Annotated in this window: 24 protein-coding genes, 1 tRNA gene and 1 riboswitch; of the genes, 16 read left to right on the top strand and 9 right to left on the bottom strand. The window is 70.5% G+C overall.

The features are described 5' to 3' along the window. Window positions 1–23: 23 nt before the first annotated feature. From ACQP00_RS51515 to ACQP00_RS51495, 5 genes are all read left to right on the top strand, one after another. Window positions 24–2,387: an immune inhibitor A domain-containing protein gene (locus ACQP00_RS51515; protein ID WP_433211969.1), complete on the top strand. Its 2,364-nt coding sequence runs from the start codon at window positions 24–26 to the stop codon at window positions 2,385–2,387. Between the two features lie 50 nt (window positions 2,388–2,437). After that, complete coding sequence (locus tag ACQP00_RS51510) at window positions 2,438–2,803, top strand: hypothetical protein (protein WP_433211966.1); 366 nt, start codon at window positions 2,438–2,440, stop codon at window positions 2,801–2,803. Between the two features lie 34 nt (window positions 2,804–2,837). Beyond that, the gene (locus ACQP00_RS51505; RefSeq protein ID WP_433211963.1) at window positions 2,838–3,419 is read left to right on the top strand and encodes a DsbA family protein; all 582 of its coding nucleotides are present in this window, start codon (window positions 2,838–2,840) and stop codon (window positions 3,417–3,419) included. A gap of 368 nt (window positions 3,420–3,787) precedes the next feature. Then, window positions 3,788–4,414, top strand: coding sequence for a GOLPH3/VPS74 family protein (locus ACQP00_RS51500; protein WP_433211960.1), 627 nt, complete (start codon window positions 3,788–3,790; stop codon window positions 4,412–4,414). 59 nt (window positions 4,415–4,473) lie between these two features. After that, window positions 4,474–5,982 (top strand): APC family permease, encoded by a 1,509-nt coding sequence (locus ACQP00_RS51495; RefSeq protein ID WP_433211958.1) that lies wholly within the window; start codon window positions 4,474–4,476, stop codon window positions 5,980–5,982. 57 nt (window positions 5,983–6,039) lie between these two features. On the opposite strand, the gene ACQP00_RS51490 is transcribed toward ACQP00_RS51495, so the two are convergent. From ACQP00_RS51490 to ACQP00_RS51480, 3 genes are all read right to left on the bottom strand, one after another. Next, window positions 6,040–6,234, bottom strand: coding sequence for a hypothetical protein (locus tag ACQP00_RS51490; protein ID WP_433053576.1), 195 nt, complete (start codon window positions 6,232–6,234; stop codon window positions 6,040–6,042). Then, the gene (locus ACQP00_RS51485) at window positions 6,231–7,301 is read right to left on the bottom strand and encodes a LacI family DNA-binding transcriptional regulator (RefSeq protein WP_433211955.1); all 1,071 of its coding nucleotides are present in this window, start codon (window positions 7,299–7,301) and stop codon (window positions 6,231–6,233) included. Before ACQP00_RS51485 ends, ACQP00_RS51490 begins: the two co-directional genes overlap by 4 nt. A 142-nt stretch (window positions 7,302–7,443) precedes the next feature. Further along, window positions 7,444–8,556, bottom strand: a complete 1,113-nt coding sequence (locus ACQP00_RS51480) for an MBL fold metallo-hydrolase (RefSeq protein ID WP_433211952.1) — start codon at window positions 8,554–8,556, stop codon at window positions 7,444–7,446. Window positions 8,557–8,824: 268 nt separating this feature from the next. Between ACQP00_RS51480 and ACQP00_RS51475 the strand changes: the two genes are divergently transcribed. Then, complete coding sequence (locus tag ACQP00_RS51475; protein ID WP_433211949.1) at window positions 8,825–10,210, top strand: helix-hairpin-helix domain-containing protein; 1,386 nt, start codon at window positions 8,825–8,827, stop codon at window positions 10,208–10,210. Window positions 10,211–10,311: 101 nt separating this feature from the next. Further along, window positions 10,312–11,286 (top strand): OmpA family protein, encoded by a 975-nt coding sequence (locus ACQP00_RS51470; protein ID WP_433211946.1) that lies wholly within the window; start codon window positions 10,312–10,314, stop codon window positions 11,284–11,286. A gap of 38 nt (window positions 11,287–11,324) precedes the next feature. Here ACQP00_RS51470 and ACQP00_RS51465 read toward each other — a convergent pair whose 3' ends face one another. Then, on the bottom strand, window positions 11,325–12,287 hold the full coding sequence (locus tag ACQP00_RS51465) for a ketopantoate reductase family protein (protein WP_433211943.1): 963 nt from the start codon (window positions 12,285–12,287) through the stop codon (window positions 11,325–11,327). Between the two features lie 89 nt (window positions 12,288–12,376). Here ACQP00_RS51465 and ACQP00_RS51460 point away from each other — a divergent pair, with 89 nt between their 5' ends. Next, on the top strand, window positions 12,377–12,946 hold the full coding sequence (locus ACQP00_RS51460; RefSeq protein ID WP_433211940.1) for a TetR/AcrR family transcriptional regulator: 570 nt from the start codon (window positions 12,377–12,379) through the stop codon (window positions 12,944–12,946). Window positions 12,947–12,998: 52 nt separating this feature from the next. Beyond that, complete coding sequence (locus ACQP00_RS51455; RefSeq protein ID WP_433211937.1) at window positions 12,999–13,535, top strand: AAA family ATPase; 537 nt, start codon at window positions 12,999–13,001, stop codon at window positions 13,533–13,535. A gap of 41 nt (window positions 13,536–13,576) precedes the next feature. Here the strand turns inward: ACQP00_RS51455 and ACQP00_RS51450 are convergent, their stop codons facing one another. The 4 genes from ACQP00_RS51450 to ACQP00_RS51435 form a co-directional block, all read right to left on the bottom strand. Next, window positions 13,577–13,891: a ribbon-helix-helix protein, CopG family gene (locus ACQP00_RS51450; RefSeq protein WP_433211934.1), complete on the bottom strand. Its 315-nt coding sequence runs from the start codon at window positions 13,889–13,891 to the stop codon at window positions 13,577–13,579. Continuing rightward, window positions 13,864–14,073, bottom strand: a complete 210-nt coding sequence (locus ACQP00_RS51445; protein WP_433211931.1) for a hypothetical protein — start codon at window positions 14,071–14,073, stop codon at window positions 13,864–13,866. The genes ACQP00_RS51450 and ACQP00_RS51445 overlap by 28 nt, the downstream gene beginning before the upstream one ends. 336 nt (window positions 14,074–14,409) lie before the next feature. Next, a tRNA-Lys gene (locus ACQP00_RS51440) sits at window positions 14,410–14,481 on the bottom strand. Window positions 14,482–14,599: 118 nt separating this feature from the next. Beyond that, window positions 14,600–15,697 (bottom strand): glycoside hydrolase family 19 protein, encoded by a 1,098-nt coding sequence (locus ACQP00_RS51435; protein WP_433211928.1) that lies wholly within the window; start codon window positions 15,695–15,697, stop codon window positions 14,600–14,602. 248 nt (window positions 15,698–15,945) lie between these two features. Next, a riboswitch (cyclic di-AMP (ydaO/yuaA leader) is annotated at window positions 15,946–16,092 on the top strand. 63 nt (window positions 16,093–16,155) lie between these two features. On the opposite strand from ACQP00_RS51435, the gene ACQP00_RS51430 reads away from it, so the two are divergent. From ACQP00_RS51430 to ACQP00_RS51410, 5 genes are all read left to right on the top strand, one after another. After that, the gene (locus ACQP00_RS51430; RefSeq protein ID WP_433211925.1) at window positions 16,156–17,124 is read left to right on the top strand and encodes a coiled-coil domain-containing protein; all 969 of its coding nucleotides are present in this window, start codon (window positions 16,156–16,158) and stop codon (window positions 17,122–17,124) included. Window positions 17,125–17,198: 74 nt separating this feature from the next. Beyond that, a complete protein-coding gene (locus ACQP00_RS51425) occupies window positions 17,199–18,161 on the top strand; it encodes an exopolyphosphatase (protein WP_433211922.1) in 963 nt (320 codons plus the stop codon). Between the two features lie 35 nt (window positions 18,162–18,196). Continuing rightward, window positions 18,197–20,950: an AAA family ATPase gene (locus tag ACQP00_RS51420; protein ID WP_433211919.1), complete on the top strand. Its 2,754-nt coding sequence runs from the start codon at window positions 18,197–18,199 to the stop codon at window positions 20,948–20,950. 58 nt (window positions 20,951–21,008) lie between these two features. Further along, on the top strand, window positions 21,009–21,800 hold the full coding sequence (locus ACQP00_RS51415; RefSeq protein WP_433211916.1) for an alpha/beta hydrolase: 792 nt from the start codon (window positions 21,009–21,011) through the stop codon (window positions 21,798–21,800). Further along, window positions 21,797–22,573 (top strand): oxidoreductase, encoded by a 777-nt coding sequence (locus ACQP00_RS51410; protein ID WP_433211913.1) that lies wholly within the window; start codon window positions 21,797–21,799, stop codon window positions 22,571–22,573. Before ACQP00_RS51415 ends, ACQP00_RS51410 begins: the two co-directional genes overlap by 4 nt. Window positions 22,574–22,680: 107 nt before the next feature. Here ACQP00_RS51410 and ACQP00_RS51405 read toward each other — a convergent pair whose 3' ends face one another. Then, complete coding sequence (locus ACQP00_RS51405) at window positions 22,681–23,754, bottom strand: App1 family protein (RefSeq protein WP_433224327.1); 1,074 nt, start codon at window positions 23,752–23,754, stop codon at window positions 22,681–22,683. Window positions 23,755–23,926: 172 nt separating this feature from the next. On the opposite strand from ACQP00_RS51405, the gene ACQP00_RS51400 reads away from it, so the two are divergent. Together ACQP00_RS51400 and ACQP00_RS51395 are read left to right on the top strand one after the other, a co-directional pair. Beyond that, entirely contained in the window at window positions 23,927–24,211 is a 285-nt protein-coding gene (locus tag ACQP00_RS51400) for a hypothetical protein (RefSeq protein ID WP_433211910.1), read from the top strand. 36 nt (window positions 24,212–24,247) lie between these two features. Further along, complete coding sequence (locus ACQP00_RS51395; protein WP_433211907.1) at window positions 24,248–24,520, top strand: hypothetical protein; 273 nt, start codon at window positions 24,248–24,250, stop codon at window positions 24,518–24,520. Window positions 24,521–24,581 lie beyond the last annotated feature (61 nt).

Below are 24,581 nucleotides of genomic sequence, written 5' to 3'. Positions count from 1 at the left end.
AATGCCCCACCAGGGAGGTACCTGTGCGTAAGTTGACCGTGGGACTGCTCAGTCTCACGCTCGCGTCGGGGATGGGGGTGTTCGTCGGAGGAGGTGCGGCCCATGCCGTGCCGGCGCAACAGTCGCCGTCCGTCGACGCCGCGGCCCCGTCCGACGAGTTGCCCAACCCGTTGGAAGAGAAGCGGCGCGACTCTCGTGAGGTCGCTCTCTCCCAGGTCCTGAACGGGCAGGCGCAGACCGAGAAGCGCGGCGCGAGCACGGTCGTGAAGATCGGCAATGGCAACAAGAGCAAGGGGCACGTCGACAAGTACGTCGAGCTGAGCCGGGAGAAGACCGACAAGATCTTCGTCGTCCTGGCCGAGTTCGGCGACCAGCGCCACCCGGACTACCCGGACCAGGACACGGCCCCGGCCATCGCCGGCCCGGCCACGTTCAACGGCCCGCTGCACAACGCGATCCCGCAGCCGGACCGCAGCCGGGACAACTCGACCATCTGGAAGCAGGACTTCAGCAAGCAGTACTTCGAGAACATGTACTTCGCCTCCGGCAACGGGGCGGAGTCGCTCAAGACGTACTACGAGAAGCAGTCCTCCGGCCGGTACAGCGTCGACGGCATGGTCACCGACTGGGTGAAGGTGCCCTACAACGAGGCCCGCTACGGCCGCAGCAACGGCTACCCGTGCGCGAGCAACGTCTGTGACAACACCTGGTACCTCATCCAGGACGCGATCGCCGCGTGGGTCCAGGGGCAGCACGCCCAGGGCCAGACCGACGCGCAGATCAAGGCCACGCTGGCCTCGTACGACCAGTGGGACCGGTTCGACTACGACGGCGACGGCGACTTCAACGAGCCGGACGGCTACATCGACCACTTCCAGATCGTCCACTCCGGCGGCGACCAGGCCGACGGTGACCTGCAGCAGGGTGAGGACGCGATCTGGAGCCACCGCTGGGCGGCCTTCCAGAGCCGCGCCTTCGGGCCGGAGTTCAACAAGCTCGGCGGTACCCAGATCGGGACCACCGGCCTGTGGGTGCGCGACTACACGATCCAGCCGGAGAACGGCGGCCTGAGCGTGTTCGCCCACGAGTACGGCCACGACCTGGGCCTGCCCGACCACTACGACACGACGGGGGCCGGCGGCAACGCCGAGAACCCGGTGAGCTGGTGGACGATCATGGCGCAGAGCCGGGTCAGCCTGCCCAGTGACAACGGGATCGCGGCCCGCGCGGCCGACCTCGGCGCCTGGGACAAGCTGCAGCTCGGCTGGCTGGACTACGCGACGGTCAACGCGGGCAAGACGAAGCTGATCGACCTCGGCCCGCACGAGTACAACAGCAAGAAGCCCCAGGCGGTCGTCGTCGTGCTGCCGAAGAAGCAGGTGACCAGCTCGCTGCCGACCCCGCCGGAGGGCACCAAGTCCTTCTGGAGCGGCGCGGGTGACCAGTTCACCCACACCCTGACCCGCAGCGTCGCGATCCCGGCCGGGACCACGACCCTGTCGTTCCAGGCCTACTGGGACATCGAGGAGTGCGGCAACACCACCTGCGACGACGCGTACGTCGAGATCGACGACGGGTCCGGCTTCAAGGCGATCCCCGGCTCGATCACCAAGGCCGCCGAGGGCAACGCGATCGACGGCACGAGCGGTGGCTGGAAGCCGGCGACGTTCGACCTGTCCGCGTACGCGGGCAAGACGGTCAACCTGCGCTTCGAGTACATCACCGACGACAACACCGGCGGCATCGGCTTCTTCGCCGACGACCTGAAGATCACCAACGGGTCGACCACGGTGTTCGCCGACGGTGCGGAGAACGGGCTCACCGGCTGGACCGCGGACGGCTTCTCGGCCGTGGGCAACACGCGGACGATCGAGTACGACAACTACTACATCGCCTCGCACCGCACGTACGAGTCGTTCGACAAGTACATGAAGACCGGCCCGTACAACTTCGGCTTCGCCGACCGGCCGCAGTACGTCGAGCACTTCCCGTACGAGCAGGGTCTCCTGGTCACGTACTGGGACACCTCGTACAGCGACAACAACACCAGCCAGCACCACGGCGCGGGTGAGATCCTGCCGATCGACTCGCACCCCGACCTCATGCTCAAGGCCGACGGGACGCCGTGGCGCCCGCGGGTCCAGGGCTTCGACGCGCCGTTCTCGTTCGCGAAGACGGACTCGTTCACCCTGCACTCGGGCGCGAACAACGCGCCGAGCCGGCTCGGCGGCCAGTGGGGCAACCCGCTGTTCGACGACAGCAAGAGCTACTACCGTGAGGACCCGGCGACCAGCACCTACTACGGCGTGAAGGTTCCGAAGAACGGCGTGAAGATCTTCGCGCTGCTGGAGAACGGCACGTCGATGGCGGTCCTCGTCACCGGCTGAGCGGGAACCGATTGAACCGGGAGGAGGTCCAAGTGGGTATGAAAGCTCCCTTGGGCCTCCTCCTGGCGGTTTTGATGTTGGCGGGTTGTGCGGAGCAATCCGGACAAACAGCCGAGCCGGCCGCCTCCTCAGCGAACCCGCAACCCACTATCAGCATTCCGAATGGCGTGCCGAAAACGACCAAGGTCGAGCCCCCGGCCGACGCTTTCCAGCAGGTGGTCGCAACAGGCAAAATCAGCGTCACCGGTACGTGCGTCGAGCTGATCACCGAGCAACTGCGCTGGGTCCTCATCGGACCACCGGCGGCCCAGCTCCGCGACGGCCAGCAGGTCAAGGTCACGGGCGTGCCGAACCCGAACCGCGAGACCGGGTGCAACGGCAGCCCGCTGCTGGTCTCCGCCGTCCAGCCGGGGTGATGTGGCCGCGGCGGCGCGGGCGAACCGTTGAAGAATGACCACCACTCCCTTCCAGGTCTCGGTGCCCCGGCTCACGGTGCCGGTGACCGCCGACGACCACACCGTCGGCCCGGCGAACGCCCCCGTGTCACTGGTCGAATACGGCGACTTCCAGTGCCCGTACTGCGGAATGGCCCACGCGATCCTGCAGGACCTCATGCGGCTGCGGCGGGAGAGCGTGCGGTACACCTGGCGGCACTTTCCTTTGACCAATGTGCACCCCTATGCCGATCTTGCCGCGGAGGTCGCCGAGGCCGCCGCCGTGCGGGAAGCCTTCTGGCCGATGCGGGACTGGCTGTTCGCCAACCAGTCCGGGATCAACCCGCGGCGGCTCATGGTCGGCGTCGAGCGGCTCGGCCTGCCCTCGGCCGAGGTCGGCGACGAGGTCGGCGCCCACCTCTACCTGGACCGCGTCCGGCGTGACCTGGTCGGCGGGGTGCGCAGCGGGGTGGCCGGAACTCCGACATTCTTCGTGAACGGCATCCGCCACGACGGCGGCTACTCGCTCGATGATCTCCTCGAGGCGGTGGACCAGGCGGCCGAGGCCGCCGAGCGCCGGGGCGACTACCGAACGTAGTTCGTCGCACATTACGCAGCGCATGCGTCCGGCGGGCGGTGACATCACCGCCCGCCGATCAGCCGTGTGTCGGCAATCGGCGCCGAATTCGTACAGTAATCAACCGCGGCCGACTATGGAAATTACGGACATCACGGTGTGTGAAATACCGTCGGGCGACATCCGTCTATTCGGCATTGGTGGGCCGCGTTAATCCGATTTTGCGCCCGGACGGTTGCGGTCGGTCAATGCACAGTGCATGCTTTCGCGTTGGGTCGCACGGTCTTTCGGGCCCTAAGTGTTCTGATCACGGGTTTTGGGGACCGTGAGCCGAACGGGGTGCGGGCCCCGTCGGCGAGGGCGACGATGGGTGACGGGTACGCGCTCCGATGCTGTTGGCCGATGACTTCTTCTTGATAGCGCACGACGACCGGGACGGACGATCCCGCATTTCCGCGCGCGCGATGGAGCTCGGGCTGGCCGGTGCCCTGCTCGGCGAGCTGGTGCTGGAGCAGCGGATCACCGTCGAGGGGCCGCGGCTGCGGGTGCTCAGCGGCGAGCCGCCGGCCGACCCCCTGGCCCACACCAACCTGGCCACGATGATCGCCGAGGTGCAGCACCGCGAAGTGCGCACCTGGCTGCAGTTCCTCGGGCGGACGGCGGTCGACGACGTCGGCACCCGGCTGGCCCGGGCCGGACTGGTGGAACAGACCCAGGTGCGGCGCCTGCTGCGGTCCTCGACCCGCTGGCTGCCCACCGACGTGAACCTTCCGGCCGGGCGGGTGGTGCGCCTGCGCCGCCTGCTGACCGGCTTCGAGCCCATGCGGGTGGCGGACACGACGCTCGCCGGCCTCGCCGAGGCGACCGGGCTGACCGGTCACATCCTCTGGGACGGCGACCCGGCGGGCGGACGACGGATTCAATACGCGATCGGCGCCCTGCCGCCACCGCTGCGCGACCTGATCCTCCAGGTCGAGTCGGCGGTCGGCGACGCGGTGCTGTCGCAACGCGGGTGACGGCGCGGTTTCGGACTTTCCTCTCCCCTTCCCCCCTCACAAAACCCCCTGGAGGACCGATGTCCGCAACGTCGCCTGCGCGACCGAGCGTGGTATCACAGGCACTCGCCCGCGACCGGCTGGGCGTGCCGTCCGTCATCATGTTCGCCCTGACCGCGGCAGCGCCGCTGATGGTCGTGGGCGCACTCGTCTCGACCGGCTGGGGCGTCGTCGGCACGACCGGCTTCCCCCTCGCCTTCCTGATCATCGCGGTGATCCTCGCGCTGTTCAGCTTCGGCTACGTCGCGATGTCGCGGCACATCACCAACGCGGGCGCCTTCTACTCGTACATCGCGCAGGGCCTCGGCCGGCCGCTGGGCGTCGGCGGGGCCCTGGTCGCCCTGGTGGCCTACAACCTGCTGCAGGTCGGCCTGTACGGCGCGTTCGGCTTCTTCTTCTCGAGCCTGCTCGAACAGAAGGCGGACCTCAAGGTCGACTGGTGGATCCTGGCCTTGATCCTGTGGCTGTTCATCGCCGTCCTGGGCCTGCTGCGGGTCGACGTCAACAGCAAGGTCCTCATGATCCTGCTCGGCGCCGAGCTGGTCGTGGTGACCATCTTCGACGTGATCTTCTTCAGCCACCCGGCCGGCGGCTCGCTGAGCTTCGAGCCGTGGACCTGGGGCGCCCTCAAGGACTCCGCCGGCCCGGCCTTCGCGGTCGCGACCACGGCGTTCGTCGGCTTCGAGGCCGCGCCGGTCTTCTCCGAGGAGGCCCGCAGCAAGAACCGCACGGTCGCCGTGGCCACGTTCCTTGGCCTCGGGGTCATGCTGCTGTCGTACTCCCTGACGAGCTGGGCCGCCTCCGCCAGCATGGGTGTCGGCGAGACGGTCGGCAAGGCTCAGCAGACCCTCGACCAGGGCGGCCCGTTCTTCATCACGCTGGTGGAGAAGGGCGGCAACTGGACCGGCGACGTCGGCACCGTCCTGCTCATCACGAGCATCGCGGCGGCCGCGCTGAGCTACCACAACACGACCGCGCGGTACGCCTTCGCGCTGGGCCGTGAGCGCGTGCTCCCGTCGTTCTTCGGCCGCACCCGGGCCCGCTCGGGCGCCCCGATGGCCGGCTCGCTGTTCCAGACGATCATCGGGGCCGTCACCATCGTGCTGTTCGGGGTGGCCGGCTGGGACCCGATGGTGAACCTGTTCTTCTGGCTGGGCACCTCGGGCGGCGTCGGCGTGCTGCTGCTCGTCGCGGCCACGTCCCTCTCGGTGATCTTCTACTTCGCGCGGGACGGCCGCGGTGAGAACCCCTGGTCGCGGCTGATCGCCCCGATCCTGGCCACCGTCGCCCTCGGCTACGTGATGTGGCAGGTGTTCGACAACTTCGGCCTCCTGCTCGGCATCGCGCCGGACCAGAAGAACGCCGCGGTGTGGGCGTTCCCGGCCGTGTACGGCGTGGCCGCGGTCATCGGCATCATCTGGGCGCTCATCCTGCGCGGCCTCAACCGGGCCGACTACGACGCCATCGGCCTCGGCGCCCGGGCCAACACGGCCCGGGTCGAGTCCACGGAGTCGGTCGAGGTCCGCTAGCCACAGCACAGCAAAAGGGGGCAGGCCGTGGTGGCCTGCCCCCTTTTTCAAGCCGTGTTAGCCGTAAGTCAGCGCCGGCGTGGGCTCGACTCGGTCGGCCGCCGCGCGCAGCGTGCGGGCCGCGAAGCCGCGCACCTTCTGCATCGTGACCGACTCGGGCCGGCGGTCGTCGACGACCGGGGCGTTCGGCAGGGCCGAGCGGGCCTCCGAGTGCACGGCCTCGAGTGAGATGATCATGGCGATCGGGATCATGACTGCTCCTTGGTGGTGTTCGGGCCGGTGGTCGCCCTGACCACCAGCGATACGGGCAGCGTCAGGTGACGCCGCGCCGGATCCTCGGGCGGGTCGAGCAGGAGCTCGCCCGCGAGCCGCCCGCGCTCGACGCTGGGCTGGCGGATGGTGGTGAGCCCGGCCGGCTCGGCCTCGTCGATGTCGTCGAAGCCGGTGACCGACACGTCCTTGCCGGGGCGCAGGCCCCGCACGCGCAGCGCGTCGAGCACGCCGAGGGCGAGGACGTCGGACGTGGTCAGGATGGCCGTGGCCCGGTCGAGCCGGTCCAGCGCCTGGGCCGCCGCGGCCGCGCCCTCGTCGCGGCTGTTGTCCGCCGCGTTGATGAGCAGCACCCGGTCCCAGGCGATCCCGGCCTCGGCGAACGCGTCCCGGAAGCCGCGCACGCGCTGGCCGGTGACGTAGTACCGCAGCGCGTCCGGATCGGCGTCCACCGGCCCGGTCACGCCCGCGTCGACGATCCAGTGCGCGACCACCGCGATGTCCCGGTGCCCCAGCCGGGCGATGTGCTCGCCCAGCCGGTGCGCGGCGGCGCGCTCGTCGATGCCGACGTAGCCGGCGTCGGGGCCGAACGCGTCCGGGTCCTCCCCGATCACGATCGGGACGTTGCGCGCGCGGATCAGCTCCAGCGCGATGTGCCAGTCCGGCACGCAGTACAGGCAGAAGGCGTCGACCGCCGCGTTGCTGATCACCCGGCGGCCCGCCTCGGGGTCCTTGGGCAGGTTCAGCAGCAGCAGCGACGTCTCCCGGGCCGAGGCCGCCTCGGCCAGCCCGCGCAGGTAGGCCACCGCGTAGGGATCGGTGAACGCCATCGACAGGTTGTCGGTGAGCAGCACCCCGATCGCGTTGACCTTGCCGCGGCGCAGCGACCGGGCCGTCGGGTTGGGACCCGAGTAGCCCAGCCGCTCGGCCGCCGCGAGGATGCGGGACCGCAGCTCGGGGGAGAGCTGATCCGGCCGGCTGTACGCGTTGGAGACGGTGCTCCGCGACACGCCCAGCTCGTCGGCGATGGTCTGCAAAGTGGCCGCCACGATCAGGTTCCCTCCCCTCGGCTGTATCGATCCAGATCCTTCTGTATCGATACAGTACGCCGGTCGGCCCGGGGCCTGCCAGGGTTTTGTCGGGTCCTGGCATGTGGGCCGCAACACGTGCTCTGAGCTGCGCTTTTAAAGCTCACGCAACAGAGCGCCACCACGGTTCAAGAGCCGGTAACGCGTCGATGTCGATCCGGTCACCCGGGCGGGGCACGACGAGCTCGATGTCCCGCGCCCGGGCCTCCTCGGCCAGCCGGTCGACCGGCTCGGACCACGCGTGCAGCGCGAGGTTGAACGTGCACCAGTGCAGCGGGATGAGCACCCGCGCGCGCACGTCCAGGTGGGCGCTGGCGCCGTCCTCGGGCTTCATGTGGATGTCCGGCCACGCGTCGTTGTAGGCGCCGACCTGGATCAGCGAGACGTCGAACGGGCCGAGGTTTTCACCGATCCGCTTGTACCCGTCGAAATAACCGGAGTCGCCCGTGTAGAACAGGCTCCGGTGCGCGCCCGTGACCGCCCACGACGCCCAGAGCGTGCCGTCACGGGTGAACCGGCGGCCCGAGAAGTGCCGTGCGGCGGTCGCGGTCAGGGTGACCCCGCGGATGACCGCCTCCTCGTCCCAGTCCAGTTCGATCAGGCGATCCTCCGGTACCCCCCACCGCTCCAGATGCGCACCCACGCCCAGCGGCACCAGGAACGGCGCCTGCTGGGTGCGCTGCAACGCCCGGATCGAGGCCAGGTCGAGGTGGTCGTAGTGGTCGTGCGAGATGACCACCGCGTCGATGCGTGGCAGCTCCTCGATCGGCAGCGGCATCGGATGCAGCCGCTTCGGCCCGACGAACGAGGTCGGCGAGCAGCGCTCGCTCCACACCGGGTCGAACAGCACCCGCACGCCCTCGATCTCCACCAGCGCGGTCGAGTGGCCCAGCCAGGTCACGTGCAGCCCGTCCGGGGCCAGCCGGCCGCCGAGGTCCGGCCGCCGCACCGGGATCACCCCGAGCGGCTTGCGCCGCTGCTTGCCCGTGAACAGCTCGACGAACGCGTCCCGCATCGCGTGCGGCGGCAGGATGTCGGCCGGCACCGTGTTCACGAACCGGTCGCCGCCGTACTGCGGTGAGCGCCGCATCCGGTCCGCCCGCGTCCCGCCCGGAACCGCTCCGAGCTGCGCCGGGAGATCACGCAGCGCCCACGCGACGCCCCCGGCGGCAGCTGCCACCGCGGCCCAGGCGAGCACCCGAGTCGTCTTCCCCATTGCTCCGTCGCCTCCAGTTGTGGTGAGGTTCAGCACCCGTCCGTTTCGATTTTCTCTCGGCCCTCCGGTCGGCCGGACACCGGCAGAGCCCCTTCGAAAGCCCGCGATCTGCGGAAACGTCGATCAACAGGCCCTTGAGCGGTGATAACGAGCGGGTGTACGGCATCCGCTTGGCCCTGTTGCCAGATGTCCAGGTGTGGAAGGCTGCCCGCGAAACTCCCTCTTCGCGCGCATGCACGCGTAGGTCACTTTCCCCCGGAGGCCTGTCGTGGTCTGGTACACCAACCAGTCACTCCTGTTGATCCTGCTCGCGTTCCTGCTCGGTCTGCTGGTCGGCTACCTCTGGTGGGGCCTGCGCCTGCGCCGGGTCCGGTCGTCCGAATCCGTCACCGAGTCCACCACAGCGGCGCCCCCCGCGCGCGCCGTCTCGTCCGAATCCTCGGCCCCACCGGCTTCGGCCGCGCCCATCGCGGCAGCGGTGGCCGATTCGGAGCCTCTTGCAGAGCCGGCCCCTTCGCCGGTACCGGCTGAGCCCGCACCGGTCGCGCAACCCGAACCGGTCGCCGCTTTCGAGTCCGAGCCCGTCGCCGCGGTTGAGGCTGAACCCGCGCCGGTTGTCGTGACCGAGGACCCGGCGGCTGATGACCTTGTCGCCGATGAGCCCATCGCGGAAGAGCCCGTTGCCGAGGAGCCTGTCACGGCCGACGAGCCTGTCGCGGCCGAGGAGCCGGAGGCGGTCGACGCGGATCTCGTGGCTGACGTCGAGTCCGCGTTCGCAGCGCCTTCGGAAGCGGCGCCCCAGGACCGGCTCGAGCGCATCGAGGGCATCGGCCCGAAGATCGCGGCGGCGCTGCGTTCGGCCGGCATCTCGACGTACGAGCAGCTCGCGGCGGCCGACCGGTCCACTGTGGAAGACGCGCTGGAGCGGGGCAACCTGCGGTTCGCGCCGAGCATCGGGACGTGGTCGCAGCAGGCCCGGCTGCTCGCGGACGGGGATGAGGCCGGCTTCAAGGCCCTCACCGACCGCCTGATCGCGGGCCGCGAGGTCACCGCGAAGACCGCGCCGGTCGTGGACGAGACCGAGGCCGTCGTCGAGGAGCCCGTACCCGCGGCTGTCGTCGTCGAGGAGCCGGCACCCGCTTCTGTCATCGCCGAGGAGCCTCTCGCGGCCGAGCCCGTCGTCGACGAGCCTTTCCCGGCCGAGTCCGTCGTCGAAGAGCCGGCGCCGGTTGTGGAAGAGTCCGTCGTCGAAGAGCCCGTCGCGGCCGAACCCGAGCCCGCCGTGGAAGAGCCCGTCGCGGCCGAACCTGAGCCCGCTGTGGAAGAGCCCGTCGTGGAGCCCGAGCCCGTTGTGGCTGTGCCCGCGCAGGCCGCGCCGGTCGAGGACGTCAAGCCCGACAACCTGCAGCGCATCGAGGGTATCGGGCCCAAGATGTCGGGGGCGTTGATCGCTTCGGGCATCAGGACGTACCGGCAGTTGGCGGACGCCGATGTCGACACCCTGCGCACCGCGATCGAGGCGGCCGGCCTCCGCTTCGCGCCGAGCATTGTGACCTGGGCCCGCCAGGCCGCCCACCTCGCCGACGGGGACGAGGAGGGCTTCGCCGACCTGACGCGCCGCCTGGTCGCCGGCCGCGACACCGGGCGGGCGTGATGGCGGGCACCACCCGTACGACATCGACGAGTGGCTGGGAAATCCGCAAGCGCAGCCCATGGATCCCGATCGGCGTCGCCGTCGTGGGGTTGGCGGCGTTGGTGGTGGCATTTGAGGTACCACATCGGCATTCGGTTGAAGACAACCTGACCGATCGCACCAAGGTCGCGCTGAGCAACGCCGGCATCGACGCCGACGTCAAGTTCGTCGGGCGCGACGGCACGGTCAAGGTCGGCTCGGCCGACGAGAAGGACAAGGCCCGCGACGTCACACTGGCCGTCGAGGGCGTCCGCGTGGTCGACGTCCAGGCCCCGCCCAAGGTCGAGACCCCGGCCGTGGTCCAGCAGCAGTCGATCTCGGTCAAGCTGCTGGTCGACAACGGCAAGGTGACCCTGACCGGCACCGTCCCGGCCGAGTCCGACCGGACCAAGCTGGCCGATGCCGCCAAGCAGGCCTTCGGGGCCGAGAACGTCCAGGACAACCTGACCGTGGACGCCGCGCGGACCGCTGACGACACCGACCTGGCCGGCTTGGGCGCGGTGGCGGCGGCGTTGGGCAAGGACGCCAAGGCGGGCGTCGTGGACTTGACCGATCATGTGGTCACGCTCACGGGTACCGTCGCGTCCCAGGAAATCAAGGACAAGGCCGAAACCGCGGCGAAGGCGGCGGCCAAGTCGGGCACCGTGCGCAACGAGCTGGTCGTGGGCCAGGCGGCGGCCCCGGAGCAGGTGCAGACCCAGCTGGTGGCCCTGCCGACGGTCGAGTTCGAGAACAACAGCGCGACACTCACGGCGCAGGGCCGGGCCGTGGTCGAGAACGCGGCTTCGATCCTGAAGGCCAACCCGAACATCAAGGTCAGCATCGAGGGCCACACCGACCTGACCGGCACGGCCGAGCGCAACCAGTCCCTGAGCGAGAACCGCGCCCGTACCGTGCTGGACACCCTGGTCTCCCTGGGCATCTCGGGTGACCGCCTGAGTTCCAAGGGCTTCGGCGAGAGCCGCCCCAAGGTCCAGGGCACGGACGCCGCAGCCAACGCGGTGAACCGCCGGGTCGAGTTCATCGTCCAGCAGTAGCGAACGGGGCCCGGTCCGCACCGGCCGGGCTCCACCCTCTACTCAGTGTCTCCTTCGCGGGTGAAGTGCGGTTCCGCCGCCTCCAGTCGCGGTACGGAGACGCCTAGCCGCCGCGCTTCGGCCAGGGTGTCCCGGCAGACCTCGCGCGGCTCCTCGGCGTCGGGGTCGGAGTGCGCCGTGAGGCTCACGCGCGCGAGCGGGACGTGCGCGGTCAGCCAGGCGAGCGCCGGCGCCGTCAGCCAGGTGGGTGCCCGGAACAGCAGTACGCCGCCCCGGTGCCGGCGCAGGTCAACGCCGCGCGCCCGGAGGACCGCCAGCAACTCCCGGCCGGCCAGCAGCGCCTCGCGCAGGTCGCCCGCTGCCCCGGCCAGCTTCGACAGGGAACCTCGCCGCAGGCCCTGCGAGAACAGGCCGGCGTCCGAAACGAAGTGCACCCACAGCCAGCCGCGGAAGTCCGGCTGCTCCTTGATCCGCAGTCCGGCCGCGCGGAACGCCTGGCGCACGGCCTGTTCCCGGTCGGTCGGGGGCTGGCCCAGGGTGCCGAAGACGACCGACGGCAGCAGCGCCCCGCGGAGCCCGCCGTCCGCGCCGAACCCGCCGCCGGCCTGGGGAAAGCCCCAGGCGATCCGGTCGACGGGGAGCGCGCCGATCGCCGCCTGCGGCTCGGTCCAGATGTTGCCGAAGACCAGCACCGTGGCCCGGCCGATACGCGGCGCCAGGAAGTCCGCCGCGCCCGCGAGGCGGTGGTGCGGCACGCTGAGCACGATCAGGTCGAAGTCGTGGTCCGGTTCCAGCACCTCGCGGTAGCGCACCGGCCATCGCTCGACGACGCGCCGCCCCCACACCCGGCGTCGCGCATCGAGCAGGTCGAGGTCCACCGTGTCGCCGTACGTCGCCGCGCGGCCCGGCCGGACGTAAAACTCGACGTCATGTCCCGCCTGTTGCAGGGCCCAGCCGTAGACAGTGGCAATCACGCCGCGGCCGAACATCAGGATCTTCACGCTGCACCTCGCGGGCACTTAGAATCGGAGGTCATCTCCAGTTCCCAAAATATGGAGGTCATCTCCACTTTGTCAACGCGAGGTAGTGCATGACTCCCGACAAGCCGCTGCGGGCCGACGCCCAGCGCAACCGAGATGCCCTGGTCGCCAAGGCGCGAGAGGTCTTCGACGCCGGCGACTTCTTCGACCTGCGCTTCGACGACTTCGCCGCCCTGGCTGGTGTGGGCACGGGGACGCTGTACCGCCACTTCCCCACCCGGGAGGCCCTGGCCGAAGCGGTCTACCACGGGGAGGTCGCCGCGCTGACCAACCGCGCCCGCCAGCTGCAAGCCACGCTGCCCGCGGCGGAGGCGTTGGCGACCTTCCTGCGCGACATGGTCGACCACATAGACGCCCACGCGGGCCTGGCCCGGACCCTGGCCACGCTCATGGCCGACCGCTCGGGTGCCCTGGCCGAGGGCAGCCGGACCCTGGAACAGGCGGTCACCGACCTGGTGGCCGCCGCGGTGCAGGCCGGCACCATCCGCCCCGACGTGGACGCCGGCGCCGTGATGATGGCGCTACATGGCATCGGCGCGGCCCACGACCGCCCCGGCTGGCGGTCCGAGGCCGACGGCGTCATCACGCTCGTGCTGGACGGCCTACGCCGGTCACCTTGAAGCGCCCGAGGTGTAGCAGTGCACGAGCGTGCCCCGGAGTACAAAGGGTGATGTGCGGCAACCAACCCTGTTCCTGACCGTCGGACTCCCATGCACCGGCAAGACCACCGCCGCCCGACGCATCGAGACCGAACAGCAGGCCCTCCGCCTCACCAAGGACGAGTGGGTGAAGGCGCTGTACGGCGCCGAGAACCCACCGTCGGCCCAGGACGTGATCGAGGGCCGGCTCATCCAGATCGCCCTGCGCACCCTGCAGCTCGGCACCAACGTGGTCCTGGACTACGGCCTGTGGAGCCGCGACGAACGCTCCGCCCTACGCCAGGCTGCAGCAGACCAGGGCGCGGCCGTGCGGATGCGCTACTTCGAGCTCCCGTTCGCCGAGCAACGCCGCCGCGTCGACCGGCGCCAGGCCGAGGCGCCCGACACGACCTGGCCCATGTCCGACGAGGAACTCACCTCGTGGGCGGCCCGCTTCGAAATCCCCACCCCGGGCGAACTCGACGGCAGCGAGCCGATCGACGCCCCACCGCCCGGATTCGCCACCTGGAACGACTGGCGCACCCACCGCTGGCCCCCGTCGATCGCCTGACAGCTATCGAGTCCGCCGCCCGCGCTATGCGTTGCCGCTCCTCAGGCGGCCGCCTCCGGGTGCCGCTCCAGCCACTCCGCGACCGCCAGCCGAATGATGCCCGAACGCCCGGCCCGGTCTCGCCCGGCCGCCTGGTCGAGCTTCGCGACCATGTCGCCGGGCATCTTGACCGTGACGACCTTCTCGACCGGTGCGCCCTTCGCGTCAACCTGAACGAAGGCGGTGGCGCTCCCGCGCTCTCCGGAGGCGATCAGGTCACCCAAGTCGTTGTTGGTGAACCAGTCGGCGATCTCGTCCGGGGTCATCGCCTTGAAGTCGGGCATTGCCATCATTGCGCTCCCATCCGCCTGCTCCATTGGCCGATCTCTTTGGGCTCGGCAAGCCGAGCCCGCAACACCACCCAGACGAACGAGTCATCCCGCCGGTGCAACAGCACCGCAACGAGGCCCGGCCCGGCGGGCGCCAGCACTGCCAGCATCAGTTCGGTCAGCCTGCTCTGCAACGAACGCTCGCCGGCGCACTCGAGCACCTCAGCCACGTCCGCAACGGTCAACCCATCCCGGAGCACCGCAGCGGGCCGCTCCCCAGGCTGCGGCATTCGCCACTGAATCTCCTTCACGGCTGGTTGTACTACCGGTAATACCTAGACTACCGCAACCGGGGCTAGCGCTGTCAGTAGGGTTGACCAGGCAATATGTGCCAGCAACATGGAGCGAGCAAGTGGATGCAGGCCAGCCGTCGAAGGTCCCGCATGCAAGTCGGCGAGACCCACAGCGCTTCCCCCGCCCAGCCCCGCGCGGCCTGACGCTGACGGCGCAGACCGGGAGGGGGTTCGGGTGGAGGCGAAGCCTCCCCCGGCATTCCGGAAACACAGTGGGCCGCCAGGGACTCGAACCCTGAACCTACGGATTAAAAGTCCGCAGCTCTGCCATTGAGCTAGCAGCCCGCGCCCAACAGGGTACCCTGTCCCGCCACGCCGACTCGCGCGTGTTTCCCCGAGACATGCGGCGGCGGCCCCCACACCCCAGGGAGGCCGCCGCCTGGAAAGCTGAACGAAAGGCAGATCAGCAGGACAAGGAGCCCGAACCCACGCCGGTGCCCAGGATGCCCACGAAGCGCTGGTAAGCGGCCACGCGGCTCTGGACCTGGGCCGGGTTGCGGCCGCCGCACTCCAGGCTGCCGTTGATGCTGCGGATGGTCTCGCCGAAGCCGGCGCCGTTGACCATGGCGTTGTGCGGGGTCATGGTGCCGGGGCCGCTCTGGGTGTTCCAGTACCAGAGGGCGGTCTTCCAGGCCACGGCGGAATCGGTCTGGACGAGGTTCGGGTTGTGCAGCAGGTCGATGCCCAGCGCGTCACCCGCGGCCTTGTAGTTGAAGTTCCACGACAGCTGGATGGGCCCGCGGCCGTAGTACGACGCCTGGCCGGCCGGGCAGCCGTAGGACTGGCTCGTGTCGCAGTAGTGGGGGTAGTTGGCGGTGTTCTGCTCCACGACGTAGACCAGGCCGCCGGTCTCGTGGTTGACGTTGGCCAGGAACGCCGCGGCCTCCTGCTTGCGCTGGTCGTCCGAGCCGGTCCTGGCGAAGCCGGGGTATGCCGAGAGCGCCGCCACCAGGCCCGAGTACGTGTAGAACGAGTTCCGGCCCGGGAACATCTGGTTGAACTGCGCCTCGCTCACCACGAAGGAGCCGGTGGACGGAGGGGGAGGCGTCGTAGACCCACTGCCTGAGCAGGTGTACGGGTCCCAGTACCAGGTGGAGATGACGGGGCTGTAGCCCGGGTTCTCGTGCTCGGCGATGTAGAACTTGCCGTCCGTGAACTTGACGATGTCGCCGGTCACGTAGTTGCGGCCCTGGACCCAGGCCGGGAAGCTGCAGCCGCCCGCGGCGCCCGTCTGGGTCGGGGGCTGGGGCGAGGAGCCGCCGCACGAGCCCTGGTCCTGCCATACGCCGGTGTTGCCGGGCGGGGCCTCGTTCTGGGTCCACCACTTGGCGAGGTAGTTGTGGCCATTGCGGGAGACCGTGGCGCCCCCGGTGTACACCGCTGTGGCGGACCATGCGGGTGAGCAGGAGGCGGCCGACGCGGGCAGCATGTTGAAGACCGCGACCACCCCGCCCACCAGGGTCACCGCGGCGAGCATGGCCAGCACCCGCACTCTCGACACCGTCGATCAACTCCTTCGCACGTCGTCTGACCGGCCCATGGGACCAGCCCGCGACGCGGAGGAGAGGGAACGTCATCGTTTTATGAAGAATATTTACGGTTGCCTTGAGACACGTCCGGACGGAGTGATCTGCGCCACTGTCCGCAAGGTCGAGAGGATCTCCGGACAAACGGTGCGGTGCGCGAAAGAGGCACCCTGGGTACAGTGACCCACGGTCACGTCCATGCGGGCACCGCCCCCGGTGCCGGGCGTGGCTGCCGCCCAATCGCCACCCGTGGCGAGCCGGGGACCCACCGTAACGTTGGGGTGAATCCAACCCTCTCCCGGGAGGGTGGTAGGGGTCGTTCCGTCCCGAACCCGTCAGCTAACTCGGTCGGCGGCCGACGGAAGGAACAACGAACCAGATGTCATCGCGACATCCCTACCGGCGTGTAATCGTAGCGCTACTGGCGGCATTCGTGCTCGGGGGGCTCGCCGCCACGCCCGCCGCGGCCGAGCCGGGCGGGGACACCGGCGACGAGGGTTCCGCCGCGAACCCGACCCTCGGGTCAGTGCTCGAGGACAGCACCCGCGCCTGGTCCGAGGCCAAGGAGAAGTTCGACGCCTCGGTCAAGCGCCAGGGCGAGCTCACCGCGCAGCTGCAGAAGACCGAGGCCCAGCTGGCCACGGTCCAGGAGCAGGTGGCCGCGATCGCCGTCGCGGCGTACCGCACCGGGCCCCTCACCACGTTCGCCGCGCTGATGGACTCGGGCAGCCCGGACAGCTTCGCCGAGCGGGCCGGGTCGATCAACCAGATCGCCCACCACAACGACAACCTGCTGCACGAGCTCAAGCAGCTCAAGGAGAGCCAGGCCGCGCAGAAGAAGGCGCTCGAGGACGAGGTCGCCGCGCAGCAGCAGCAGGTCCAGACCATGGAACAGAAGAAGAAGGACGCGGAGAACGCCCTGAAGCTGGCCGGCGGGCCGAGCAAGGGCTTCGTCTCCGCGAACCTGCCCACCGCCGAGGCCGTCCCGCGCACGGCCAGCGGGGGGCTGCCGAAGGAGTCGTGCAACGTCAACGACCCCACGACCACCGGCTGCATCACCCCGCGCATGCTCCACGCCATGCAGCAGGCGCAGAAGGACGGCTTCAAGCGGTTCGTCTCCTGCTTCCGGCCGAGCGGGCCGTACGAGCATCCCAAGGGACGCGCGTGTGACTTCTCGGTGCAGACGAAGTCCGGATTCGGCGGGGTCGCCTCCGGTGGTGACTTCGTCTACGGCAGCACGCTGGCCGCGTACTTCGTCAAGAACGCCCAGCAACTCGGCGTGATGTACGTGATCTGGTTCAAGGAGATCTGGACACCCGCGGTCGGCTGGCACCATTACAGCGGCGTCGCCGGTGATCCCTCCAGTGATCACACGAACCACGTGCACCTCTCGATTCTCTAAAAAGCCTCACAAATGCGAGTGGCCGGCCGATGGGGGAACCGTCGACCGGCCGTTTCGCGCATAGGGGTAGTGCAGTGAAGTACCGTCTCGTGACCCGCAGCGACTTCGACGGACTGGTCTGCGCGGTGCTGCTGCGCCATCTCGACCTCATCGGCGACATCACGTTCGTGCACCCCAAGGACGTGCAGGACGGCCAGGTCGAGGTCGGGCCGACGGACATTCTCACCAACCTGCCGTACGCGCCGGGTGCCCATCTGGTCTTCGACCACCATCACTCGGAGACGCTGCGGGCCGCCCGGAACAACCAGGGCCAGGCGACCAATCACGTCATCGACGCGGATGCCCCGTCGGCGGCCCGGGTGATCTACGACCACTTCGGCGGGGCCGAGCGATTCCCGCACGTCTCCGACGAGTTGATGGAGGCGGTGGACCGGGCGGACTCGGCGCAGTACGACATCACCGAGATCCTGCAGCCGACCGGCTGGACGCTGCTGAACTTCCTCATGGACAGCCGCACCGGGCTGGGCCGTTTCCGGCAGTTCCGGATCTCCAACTACCAGCTCATGATGCAGCTCATCGACGCCTGCATCGACCACCAGGACGTCGAGGAGATCCTCGCCCTGCCCGACGTGGCCGAGCGCGCCGAGCTGTTCCGGGAGCAGCAGGACCTGTTCGTCGAGCAGTTGCGCCGGGTGTCGAGCATGCACGGCGACGTCGTCGTGGTCGACCTGCGCGACGAGGAGACGATCTACGCCGGCAACCGTTTCATGGTGTACGCCCTGTTCCCCGAAGCCCGCGTCTCGATCCACGTGATCTGGGGCAAGCAGAAGCTCAACACGGTCTTCGCGGTGGGCAAGTCGATCCTCGACCGCACGTCGCCGACGGACATCGGATCGGTGATGCTGCAGTACGGCGGCGGCGGCCACATCGCCGCCGGCACCTGCCAGGTCCCGCACGACCAGGCCGAGCGCGTCCTGCACCAGTTGATCGCCAAGGTCGGCGCCCCGATGACCTCGACGGCGGCCCCGCGCCACTGACAAGAGGTTGATCCCCGAGTGGCATGCTCATAGGCGTGCGACCCGGCGTGCAACTCCTTGGGCGTGACGACGAGCTGCGTTCGCTCGCCCAGCACCTCGACAAGGTCAGCGACCGGGGGAATCCCAGCAGAGCGATCGGGCTGCTCGGTGAGCCCGGTGTCGGCAAGAGCGCGCTGCTGGCCGAGGCCGTGGAATACGCGCGGGACAAGGGCTTCACCGTGCTCGCCGCGCGCGGCAGCCAGTCCGAGACGCACTTGCCGTTCGCCTGCCTGCACCAGGTGCTGCGCCCGCTGCTGCCGAGGGCCGACCGGCTCCCGGCCATGCAGCGCAACGCCCTGCTCGCCTGCTTCGCGATGGGCGACTCGGTCGAGGTGAACCCGTTCTTCGCGTTCCTCGCGGTGCTGGAGCTGCTCGTCGACCTGGCCCGGCGTACCCCGGTGCTGGTGTCCCTCGACGACCTGCACTGGATGGACCAGCCCTCGGTCGACGCGCTGGCCTTCGTGGCGCGGCGGATCGAGAGCGAGCGGGTGGCGGTGCTGTGCACCTCGCGGCCGGCGCCGCCGCCGTTCACCGACGCGCACACGGTCGAGTGGGTGGAGCTGCACGGCATCGACGGGACGGCCGCCGCCGCGCTGCTCGACGCCCGGGCGCCCGGCCTGCCGCCCGCGGTGCGCGAGCGGGTCCTGCATCAGGCCCGGGGCAACCCGCTCGCCCTGCTGGAGTTCGCGACCGCGCTGGAGCCGGGGCGGTACGCGGACCTCGACGACGACCTGCCGATGACCACGCGGCTGGAGCAGGCGTTCGCCGCCCGGGCCGAGCACCTCGGGCCGGCGGTGCGGGCCATCCTGACCGTCGCGGCGGTCGATGACGGCGACGAGCTCGGCGACGTGCTCGCGGCCGCGCAGATCCTGCACGGCGCGCCGCTCGACCGCGCGGCCGCGCAGCCGGCGTTCGAGCACGGGCTGCTGACGGCGAGCGGCGAGCGGTACCGGATAAACCATCCCTTGATCGGATCGGCGCTGCGCCGGGCGATGGCCCCGGCGACGCGGCAGCAGGCCCACGAGGCGCTGGCGCGCGTCCTGAGCGCGCACCCGGACCGCGCCGTGTGGCACCGGGCGTCGGCCATGTCCGGTCGCGACGAGGGGATCGCGGCCGAGCTGGAGCGGGCGGCCGGCAACGCCCAGCGCCGCGGCGCGATCGCCTCCGCCGTGGCGTGGCTGGAGCGGGCGGCCGCGCTCAGTCCCGACCCGCAGGCCCGGGCCGGCCGGCTGCTCAGCGCGGCCGAGCTCGGCTTCCAGCTGGGCCGGTTCGGACGGGTCGAGCAGATCAAGGCCCAGGTCGCCGGGGTGTCGCTGCGCCCGCGCGACCGGTCCCGGCTGATCTGGCTGGAGGGCGTCTTCCACGACGGATCCACCGGCGAGCCGGCCGAGGTACGCCACCTGGTCCACCTCGCCCGCCAGGCCACCGCGGGCAAGGACGTCGAGCTCGCCACCCAGCTGCTGGTCGGCGCGGCCCGGCGGGCCTGGTGGCGCGACCCGGGTGCGGAACTGCGCCACGAGATCGTCCGGGCCGCGCGGCAACTGGACCTGGCCGCCGGCGACCCGCGGCTGCTGGCCATCTTCGCGCTGGCCGAGCCGATCGAGCAGGGGCCGGTCGTCATCGAGCGGCTCGCGCACTGGCCCGCGGACGCCGGCGGGCAGCCGGACGCGGCGGGCCTGCTGGGCATCGCGGCGTTCTGCACCGGCGACTTCCGCCGTGCGGTCGCGTTCCTGTCCACGCCGATCCAGGAGCTGCGCGCGCAGGGCCGGATGAGCCTGCTCGCGGAGGCGCTGGCGATTCGCTCCTGGGGCGAGATCTACCTGGGCACGTTCGACGCGGCGAGCTCGGCCGACGAGGCCATGCGGCTGGCCGACGAGACCGGGCAGTCGCTGTGGGCCGCGACCGCGCGCATCGCGGTGGCGCTGATCGACGGGGTCGGGCGGGGCTGGGACACCCGGCACGACCTGCTGGCGGAGGCTGAGCACACGGCGGTCCGTACACCCAACGCCGCTTCTTCGCTCTTGGCCGGCGTGCAGCTGGCCCGCGGGATCGCCGAGCTCGGCGCGAACCGGCACGAGCAGGCGTGGGGCGAGATGCGCCGGGTGTTCGAGCCGACCGACCCGGCGTACCAGCGCATCCAGCAGGTCTGGACGCTCGGGTTCCTGGCCGAGGCGGCGGTGCGCACCGGGCGGCAGGACGAGGGCCGGTCGCTGCTGGCCGGCGTCGAGCGGATCGCCGGCGACTCACCCGCGACCGGGTCGATCATCGCGCTGGAGTACGCCCGGGCCGTGCTCGCCGACCACGAGTCGGCCGAGCCGCTGTTCAAGGCGGCCATGCAGGGCGCGAGCAGCGGGCTGCCCTGGCACCGGGCGCGGGCCGAGCTCGCGTACGGCTCCTGGCTGCGCCGCCGCCGCCGGGTCATCGAGTCGCGCGAACCGCTGCGGGCGGCCCGGGCCACGTTCGAGGCGGTCGGCGCGCGGACCTGGGCCCAGCGCGCCGACCAGGAGCTCAGCGCGACCGGCGAGCGGGGCTGGCAGCCGACGGCGAACCCGCGGGAGCGCCTCTCGCCGCAGGAGACGCAGATCGCCGAGCTCGCCGCGCAGGGCCTGTCCAACCGTGAGATCGGCGGGCGGCTGTTCCTCTCGCACCGCACGGTCAGCTCGCACCTGTACCGGATGTTCCCCAAGCTCGGCATCACGTCCCGCGCCCAGCTGGCCGCCGTCCTGATGCAGTCACCTGACGCTAGCTGACGCCATGGAAGCGCTCCTACGGTGCCAATGACCGGCGCCTGACGAGTGGAGAACTCCTGTGACAACGCCCGTGCTCTTCATCCATGGCCTCTGGCTGCACGCCTCCTCCTGGGACCCGTGGGTCCAGCTGTTCCGCGACGCCGGCTACGAGCCGCAGGCCCCCGGCTGGCCCGGCGACGGCGAGACGGTCGCGGCCTCGCGCGCGAACCCGGACGCGATCGGCGACCACGGCATCGACGACGTGGTGGCCCACTTCGCCGGCATCATCGAGCGGCTCCCGAGCGCCCCGATCCTGATCGGGCACTCGTTCGGCGGCATGATCGCGCAGAAGCTGCTCGGCCAGGACCGCGCGCTGGCCGCCATCGCCATCGACGCCGCCCAGATCAAGGGGGTACTCCCCGTGCCCCTCTCGGCCCTGCGCGCCACCCTCCCGGTGTTCAAGAACCCGGCCAACCGGCACCGCGCGGTCTCGCTGACCCCGGAGCAGTTCCGGTTCGCGTTCACCAACGAGGTCTCGGAGCAGGAGTCGGAGGAGCTGTTCGAGCGCTGGACGATCCCCGCGCCGGGCAAGCCGCTGTTCGAGGCGGCGACGGCGAACTTCGACCCGCACTCGCCGGCCAAGGTGGCCACCGACAACCAGAACCGCGGCCCGCTGCTGCTCATCGCCAGCGGCAAGGACCACACCGTGCCGGAGTCGGTGACCCGGGCGACGCTGAAGCAGTACCGGCACTCGGAGGCGGTCACCGACATCCTCACGTTCCCGGACCGGGCCCACTCGCTCACCATCGACTCCGGCTGGCGCGAGGTGGCCGACACCTGCCTGACGTGGCTCAAGGAACAGTCGCTGTGAACCTGGGCCTCGCGGGGCGCCGCGCGGTGGTGACGGGCGCCGGCAAGGGCATCGGTCTCGCGATTGCGAGCGCGCTTGTACTGGAAGGTGCCCACGTCACCGCCGGTGCCCGGCACGGCTCGCCGGACCTCGACGCCCTCGGCGCGCACGTGGTCCTCGGCGACCTGACCACGGCGGCCGGCTGCCAGGCGCTGGTCGACGCGGCCGTGGACCGCTTCGGCGGCATCGACGTGCTGGTCAACAACGTCGGCGCGGTGCGCCCGCGGACCGGCGGCTTCCTGTCCGTCACCGACGAGGACTGGCAGGAGGCGCTGGAGGCCAACCTGTTCTCGGCCATCCGCGCCACCCGGGCCGCCGTACCGCACCTGCTGCGGAGCGCCCCGTCGGCGATCGTCACCGTCTGCTCGGTGAACGCCGCGCTGCCGGACCCCGGGGTGATCGACTACAGCGCGGCCAAGGCGGCGCTGCGCAGCTTCTGCAAATCGCTGTCGAAGGAGCTCGGGCCGGCCGGGGTCCGCGTCAACACGGTCAGCCCCGGCCCGGTGGAGACCCCGCTGTGGCTGGGTGCCGGCGGCGTCGCGGAGACCATCGCGCAGGCGCAGGGGCTGGACCCGGCGGCGGTCCAGGCGGCCGCGGTCGTCGGCACCCCGACCGGCCGCTTCAGCCGCCCGAGCGAGGTGGCCCAAGTGGTGCTGCTGCTCGCCGCCGAGACCGCCGGCAACATCACCGGCGCCGACATAGTGATCGACGGCGGCCTCGTAACCACCATCTAGGTACGACCCGGTGCGGTTTTGAGGGGGTGTGGGTGGAGCGGAGCTCCCCCACTGCTTTTCAGGACATCGCACGGTAATCAACAGTGCCAGGGCGCCCATACAGTGGGTTAAAGGATCTCGGTGTCCCGGAGCAGGCGCCATAGTCCGGCGCCGTCCGGGGCGCTGAGCCAGCGGCGGTCGTTGGGCGGGAAGCGCCGCGGGCTGCCGGCCACACCGGGGAACGCGCCGGCCAGGACCGCCTGGGCCGGGGACAGGTGGCGGATGGCGACGGCGGCGATGCTGTCCGGGTGCTCGGCCGCGAACTCGGCGTAGATCTCCGGGTCGTGCTGGCCGTCGTCGCCGATGAGCAGCCAGCGGATGTCCGGGAACTCCTGGGCCAGCCGGGACAGCGAGGCCCGCTTGTGGGCCTGGCCGCTGCGGAAGAACCGGTCCGGCTGCGGGCCCCAGTCGGTGAGCAGCAGCGGCCCGGCCGGGTACAGGTGGCGGGACAGGAACCGGGTCAGCGTCGCGGCCACGTTCCAGGCGCCGGTCGAGAGGTAGAACACCGGCGCGCCCGGGTTGGCGTTGACCAGGCGCTCGTAGAGCACGGCCATACCCGGTACCGATGCGCGGGCGTGTTCGTCGAGGACGAAGGTGTTCCAGGCGGCCAGCAGCGGGCGCGGCAGCGTGGTGATCATGACTGTGTCGTCGACGTCGGAGATGATGCCGAGCCGGGTGGTGGCCGGGTCGATGATCCGGATCGGCGCCTCGACCGGCTCGCTGTTCTCGACCTGGAGGGTGACCGTGCCCCAGCCGGGGGGCAGGTCGGACTCGATCACGAAGTCGATGAACCCGCCGCGGTCGCAGCGCACCTCGGAGGTACGCCCACCGGCCTCGATCTTCACCAGCGCGTTGCTGACCGACACGGCCGTGAACGAGCGCCAGCCGCGCAGCTTCTTGAGCCGCTTGCCGGGCTTCGGATCGAGCCGGGCCAGCAGCACGCGGCCGAGCACCCGGACCCAGCCGGGCCGGTCGGGGGTCGCCGCCGAGCCGTAGCCCGTGTAGGCGGTGACTGCGACGCTCCAGCCCCGCCGGCGCAGGCGCCGCTCCAGAACCGCGTGGAACGCGTCCTCGATGCGGGCCGCCCGGTGCAGCGGCAGCGGCGCGCTGGTGGGCGTCCCAGGTGGAGTGCTGGGCGTCAGGGACACTGTCTCACCCTGCCACAGCCCCGCCACCCGTGCACCCTGCTAGTGGATCAACCCATGGTGACCAACAGACGACGCTGGCATGAAACCGTGAGCCCGAACCGTCCGCCGTTCCTTAGCGTGAATGTCATCAGGGAACCTCAGCAACGAGGCGCACAGGAGGTGCGAGATGGCTACCACCACTTTCGAGGCCGTTCGGGCCGAGGCGCTGTTCGCCTCGGACCTGCAGTGCTCGCAGACCCCGGCCCGCGGCGAGATCCGCACGGCGGTCGCGGCGACGCTGCGGCGGATGGGCGTGCGGGGCTGCGCGGCGCGGGTCGCCGGCGAGTTCGGCGACCACCCGGAGACCGCGGTGACGCGCATGGCGTGGGCGCTGGCCCAGGTCCGCGCGGCCTACCCGGGGGCCTCCCGGACAATTCAGGCAATTCAGTCGCGGCGCTCCGTCGCCGCCTAAGCATGAAACCGGGCGTCAGCGGGCATCATCAGGGCCATGCAGGAGCTGCACGTCACGATTGACGCCGACCACGCCGACCCCGCCGTCCAGCGGCTCCAGGAGCCGCTGGAGGCCCAGCTGACCTCCGCGCTGCAGCGCGCCGCGGAGACCATCGCCCACGACTACCACGGCGAGTCCGTGGACGAGGTGAGCCACCGGCTCATCGAGCTCGCCCGGGAGAGCCTCCACCCGGACATCGCCAACGCCTGGCTGCCCGACGAGCAGGAGCTGCGACAGGCCGCGGAGGCCGTCGTGAACGATTTTCACTGATTGCCCGGTCGTGCAACCTGCCCGCTCCACACTGTTTTCCAGAGCCCGTACGGATCCCTGG

It is taken from the genome of Dactylosporangium sp. CS-047395, from assembly GCF_050942185.1.
Lineage (GTDB): Bacteria > Actinomycetota > Actinomycetes > Mycobacteriales > Micromonosporaceae > Dactylosporangium.
This window is presented reverse-complemented; position numbering and strand designations above follow the sequence as displayed.

Bases quoted from the DNA above. Each gene is read 5' to 3' on its own strand.
- ACQP00_RS51505 (WP_433211963.1), top strand. From the start codon at position 2,838: ATGACCACCACTCCCTTCCAGGTCTCGGTGCCCCGGCTCACGGTGCCG.
- ACQP00_RS51500 (WP_433211960.1), top strand. From the start codon at position 3,788: ATGCTGTTGGCCGATGACTTCTTCTTGATAGCGCACGACGACCGGGAC.
- ACQP00_RS51495 (WP_433211958.1), top strand. From the start codon at position 4,474: ATGTCCGCAACGTCGCCTGCGCGACCGAGCGTGGTATCACAGGCACTC.
- ACQP00_RS51490 (WP_433053576.1), bottom strand. From the start codon at position 6,234: ATGATCCCGATCGCCATGATCATCTCACTCGAGGCCGTGCACTCGGAG.
- ACQP00_RS51480 (WP_433211952.1), bottom strand. From the start codon at position 8,556: ATGGGGAAGACGACTCGGGTGCTCGCCTGGGCCGCGGTGGCAGCTGCC.
- ACQP00_RS51460 (WP_433211940.1), top strand. From the start codon at position 12,377: ATGACTCCCGACAAGCCGCTGCGGGCCGACGCCCAGCGCAACCGAGAT.
- ACQP00_RS51450 (WP_433211934.1), bottom strand. From the start codon at position 13,891: ATGGAGCAGGCGGATGGGAGCGCAATGATGGCAATGCCCGACTTCAAG.
- ACQP00_RS51400 (WP_433211910.1), top strand. From the start codon at position 23,927: ATGGCTACCACCACTTTCGAGGCCGTTCGGGCCGAGGCGCTGTTCGCC.
- ACQP00_RS51395 (WP_433211907.1), top strand. From the start codon at position 24,248: ATGCAGGAGCTGCACGTCACGATTGACGCCGACCACGCCGACCCCGCC.